Source organism: Tahibacter sp., from assembly GCF_032229445.1.
GTDB lineage: Bacteria > Pseudomonadota > Gammaproteobacteria > Xanthomonadales > Rhodanobacteraceae > Tahibacter.
In genome coordinates, this window is the sequence record NZ_JAVTWC010000117.1 from 1 (window position 1) to 4,991 (window position 4,991).

5 protein-coding genes are annotated in these 4,991 nt (G+C 64.7%); all 5 read right to left on the reverse strand.

Going from position 1 to position 4,991, the window contains the following annotated elements; translation table 11 throughout:
* Positions 1-2,722, reverse strand: a 2,722-nt coding sequence (locus tag RUU78_RS21945; protein ID WP_313919878.1) for a phage tail protein, incomplete at its 3' end; no start/stop codon positions are given.
* Positions 2,719-3,135 carry an NlpC/P60 family protein gene (locus tag RUU78_RS21950; RefSeq protein ID WP_313919879.1) on the reverse strand — a complete coding sequence of 139 codons (417 nt, stop codon included), beginning with the start codon at positions 3,133-3,135 and terminating at the stop codon, positions 2,719-2,721. The genes RUU78_RS21950 and RUU78_RS21945, both read right to left, overlap by 4 nt.
* On the reverse strand, positions 3,135-3,983 hold the full coding sequence (locus RUU78_RS21955) for a DUF2163 domain-containing protein (RefSeq protein ID WP_313919880.1): 849 nt from the start codon (positions 3,981-3,983) through the stop codon (positions 3,135-3,137). The genes RUU78_RS21950 and RUU78_RS21955 overlap by 1 nt, the downstream gene beginning before the upstream one ends.
* 82 nt (positions 3,984-4,065) lie before the next feature.
* On the reverse strand, positions 4,066-4,710 hold the full coding sequence (locus RUU78_RS21960) for a DUF2460 domain-containing protein (protein ID WP_313919881.1): 645 nt from the start codon (positions 4,708-4,710) through the stop codon (positions 4,066-4,068).
* Positions 4,703-4,991, reverse strand: a 289-nt coding sequence (locus RUU78_RS21965) for a hypothetical protein (RefSeq protein WP_313919882.1), incomplete at its 5' end; no start/stop codon positions are given. The genes RUU78_RS21960 and RUU78_RS21965, both read right to left, overlap by 8 nt.

Below are 4,991 nucleotides of genomic sequence, written 5' to 3' on the forward strand. Positions count from 1 at the left end.
CGCCGACGGTGTGCAGCCCCATCGCCCACTCGCTCCCGAAGCGCCCGCGCAGCAGGTTCTGCAGCACGTAGCTCGTCCCGCTCACCAGTGTGCAATCTTGCGCCGCGATGATCTCCCAGCGCCCGTCCGCCCCGTACGCAAAATGGTTCGCCCCGCCGAGCATTGCGAGTTGCGTCACGCTGTACAGCGCGCCCTGCGTCAGGGTGACGTTCAGCAGACTGGCGCTGTCGACCATGCGGTGCTCGACGACGCCGATGCTGTTGGTACAGGTGCCCATCGACGACCCCGGCGGCCCGAAATCCTGCAGACTCGCCCAGGTGCTGCCGGCATCGGTCGACTGCATCAGCACGCCGCCTCGCCAGCCCGCCAGGGCGCCGGTCATCGCCACCAGGAACGACGGCCCGGACTGCGCGCTACTGACCATCGGCACGTCGAGCAGGACGTAGACCGAGGCACCTACCGGCGTGATCGTCGTCGGCCCGGTGACGGCCGGCACCGACCCGACCGCTGTCGGCGTGTAGATCGCGGCACTGGCGTATTTCGCCTGGCACTCCAGCCGCCCGTCGCTGGTGTAATGGATGGCCGTCAGGCGCAGCGAGACGTTGCCATCGGGCGTGACCAGCGTCACCACATCGCCCGGTTCCAACTGGCCATACGTCGGCGGCAGGGTGACCGCCACGTCGTAGCGCTCCAGCCAGTACAAATAGAGCAGCACCTCCGCTTTCCCGGCCGCCTCGGTCGCCGTCAGCGCGATCGGCAGATCGAGCACCCTGGCGTTGATCGCCGCGGTGTTCAGTCGCTCGGCGTACTGCGTGCCGGTGTTGTACTCGCGGTCGTAATCGAGATGCTGCACCGTGACGCGACGCGGCAGCTGCGAGTCCATCTCCCGGCTGGTCGTGATCTGCACGCCGGGCTCCTGACCAGCGCCACGCGCGTCGAGGTCTGCGACCGAAATCGTGACGACCGACGTCCCGCCGCGCGCCACGAACCGGATTACATACCCGTGCTGCACCACATCGAACGGCCAGGCTGCCTGCAACGGTTCCAGCGCCGCCCGGATCGCCCCGACGCTGCCGATGCGGTAGCCCCGCACCAAACTGGTCAGCGCGCTGACATCGACATCGCCACCGCTCAGCAGTCCAGATTGAAGGCATTCGGCAGAGACGATCGCGCTAAGCACCGGTTGTGATGGCGACACCATGTATGGCTGGATGGTAACGGCGTGCGCCGATACGTCGCTGACTACGGAAAACACACCCCCGCTCCACGTGATACCTGTCCACGTCTCTCCTGTCGTCGGCATTGACAACGCTGACCACGTGATTCCGTCATACGACAGCCACGAAGTGCCCTGCGTGGTGGCGATGAATACCGAACCATCGGAAGCGATTGAATTGACCCCGGAAGGCAATCCGCCGGTGTAGTAGGTCCAGGTAATGCCGTCGTCTGATATGTAGCTCCCAGCAGTGCCAGACGACGTAAGACAGAACCGAGATCCTTTAACGGCGATGGCATCCCAGTTGCTTCCGGTCGGAACCTGCCTCGATGTCCAGCTGCCAGCGACGCCAGTCGGCGACGACATGATGTCGCCAGTCGAAAAGTGCTTTACCGTGACCCACACGGACCCATTCCACGCCAGAGCCTTACCGTAGTTGCCGGATGCCGGCGCGGACTGTGCAGTCCACGTGATTCCGTCAGGCGACGTGGCGAACGGCTGGCTATCACGGATCGCCAGAAACTGGCCGCCGCCCCACTCCACCTGCGTGGTATATCCGGCAGACGGCATCGCACGTGCGGTCCACGTGATTCCGTCAGGCGACGTGTAGCAGTTTGCCGTACTGCCGACCAAGACAAAAATGCTGCCATTACTGGCGATGTCCTGCCAGTAGTCAGTGATGGGCAGCGTGCGGTCTGTCCATGTGATGCCATCAGGCGACGTGGCGCAGATGTTGGTGTTGAAGGCGACGCTGCAGAACGTGGATCCGTTCCATGACGTTGCGCGCCACGCCCTGGTGCTCGCCATCGTCCTGGCCGTGACCTGGTAGTTATAGACCGCCGCCAACGTCATTATTTCGACCCGCACTTGCGCCCCGGCCAGGCTGTTGGCGTAGCGGGCCAGCGCCAGATCGTAGAACACCAGGTAGGCCAGCCCACGCCAAGCCGGCGTATTGGCGACGCCCAAGGTTGCCTGCATGCGCGCGTCCGCCGCCTGCGTGTCGGTGCCGGTGTAGAGGCGAAAGCCGCTGGCCGCCGCATTGCTCGCGGCGATGGTGTTGGGATCCGACGACCCCGCATCGTAGATCAGGTCCGGCCCGATCCAGATGCGCCGCACGCCCACGATCGGGCCTTTGCACAGCCCGACAGCGAAAGTGGCCGAGTAGGTGTAGCTGCGCGTCGTCGTCTTGCTGCCGCCACCCTTGCCGCCCGACTTCTTCTTGGTGACGGTTTCCTTGAGCCGGTTGTTTTCCAGCCAGAAGACGTTGCCATTGACCGTCACCGTGCCGTAGACACGCGGAATGACGGCCCCGTAGGTGCTGGTTTGCACGGACAGGTCATCGAGGCGCGGGCCATTGACGACCGGCCCTTTGGGCGGATCGATCAGCCCACCGAGCGTCATGCCGATCTGTGCGCCGTAGAGCGCAGCAGCCGGAGTGCCGGCGCCCAGGAACAACCCGGCGACGGCACCGACGATGCCACCGAACACCTGCCCGCCGCTGCTCATTCGACCCCCCGGAAGCGATAGACGCGCACGATACGCGCCGCCCAGACACTCGACAGCCGGTGCTCGCAGCACCTGCCCACCGATTCATAGGCGTGGATGATCGTGTCGCCGGCAGTGATCGCGAGGTGCTGCGGGTCGCCCGCAAAACGCATCAGCAGCAGATCGCCGGCCGCACGGTCGTCGACCCTTGAGACACGCTCCAGGCACGGCTGCGCATCGAGCGACTGTTCAAGCTGGCCGTTGGCCGGCGTGCGCCCATAGCCCGACACATCGAGATGCCCGACGCCGATCTGCCGCGCGACGTGGATCGCCACCCCGGCGCAGTCCAGGCCAAAACCGAGCAGCCGCCCCTGGTGGCGAAACGGCGTGCCGAGACACTGCCGCGCGGCAGTAAGAATGTCGTCGGCCGTCATCAGCCGCCCTGTCCGACTTGCGCGTAGGTGCTGCCGGTGGGGATCCACGGGAAGCCGCCGAAGTTGGCGACGTTCGAGAAGGTGCCGGAGCCGTTCCAGCGCGCCTGGCAGTCGGTCAGCCGCTTGCGGCAGCCGCGCACCATGCTGTAAGAGTTGCCGGCTGCCGGCAGGTAGTAGAACGGCTCGAAGGTGGTGATCACGCCAGACGCAAAACTCTTGATCTCCAGCGCCTTGAGGCCGGCATTCGGGCCGCTGGTGAACTGGATGGTGCCGGCGCCGAAGGTGTCGGACGCCTCGCCGCGAGCGCTGTCGGTAAAGACCGACGCACTGCTGACGCTGGTCAGCGTGCCGGTGACGGTGTTGGCCGCCAGCGACACGCCGCAGCCGGCGTACTCGGTGCCGCAGAACAGCTTGGGGCACTGCGCGCCGTAGGTCTGGCCAACGCTCTGGTTCAGCGCGTCGATCAGCGACACGCCGCCGATCTGGAAGCGGTCATCGAGCAGGGTGGCCTTGCCGAAGATGCCGGCGACGACCGGCTCTTGGTCCTCGACCGGCGCAGCCCAGGAGGTGGCGAATACGTAGCAGCGCGCGCCGTCGAACAGCCCGCTACCCACCGTCGATCGCGACAGGCCAGACGCCCCGGCGATGCCTTCGATGTCGATCGATGCCGGCGAGAATCCCGCGGTGCCGGCGTAGCCGGTGAACTGGTAGCCGGACGTCGACAGGTAGGTATGCCCGCTCATCACGAGGTCGCTCGGGTAGTCGGTCAAGTAGATCGGCGATCCGGTGACGGGCACGATGCGCAGACACAGAACGCGGTATCGGTAATCGGCAACGACGGATTTCAATGGACTCTCCGCATTTGCGCGAAGAACTTCCGAAGATCCCGCAAATGCGGGAATTCTTCGGGAACTTGACAAACGTCGCCGATCATGGCTGCAGCAGCTCGATGATGTCGATCGACCCGCAGTCCCGCATCGCCACGTCGACAGACGTGACTTCGATCTGAGAGTTGAACCGGCAGGGGATGTCGAACTGACAGCCCGCGGTGATGTTGTCGCCGATCAGCGGCGCCGGAGTGATGGTAATCAGGCCGGTGGTGGTGTCGACGCTCAGACCAGAGCTGATCGTCACGCCGTTCTTCGCGGCGACGACGGTACCGGCGACCGGCTTGTAGATAATCCGAGAAGGGTAGCCAACTCCAGACAGGGCCGCGCCGTTGGTGCCGTAGAATTTACGCAACTGGTAGATTCCGCTGGCAGTGTTGGCTAGCGCCTGGTCAAGCGGAGTCGGCGATCCGGTCATTCCGTTGGTGCTGAAGTCGTCCCGGCACTTGACCCTGAAACCAGCGAATTTTCCGTAAGCCCGATGATAGAGCGCCAGCACGCTGGCCCATAGCGACGCCTGGTCTGCGGTGAAGTTGACGTGAAACGACCGTACCGGGAAAGGGTTTATGAGCTTTCGGTACTCGACCCCACCTGACGCGGTAGTGATCAGTACTGGATAGTCATCGGCGTAGGACGTGCCAAGCCGCACATTGACCGGCAGGCGTTCCTCCAGAAACGGATTAGGCATAGCGGCGCGCCCCCATCATCGCGGCCATCGCCTCGCGGGCGCCCTGGCCGGCCGACCGGCGAACGTCTGGCGCATTCTGGTTGCCATTGACGTTGACCGTGATGTGGATCGGCTGCGATCCGCCGTGGTTCTGCGCAGCAGGGACGATTCTTTCGCCCTGGTGAATCTGCGCGATCATGTCGCGCGGCACGTAGTCGGTGCCAACGGCGAAGCTCTGCAGGTCTGCCCCAATGTCTCCCCCATAGACCGGCGCGCCGAAGCCGGTATCAGGCAAGCCGTAG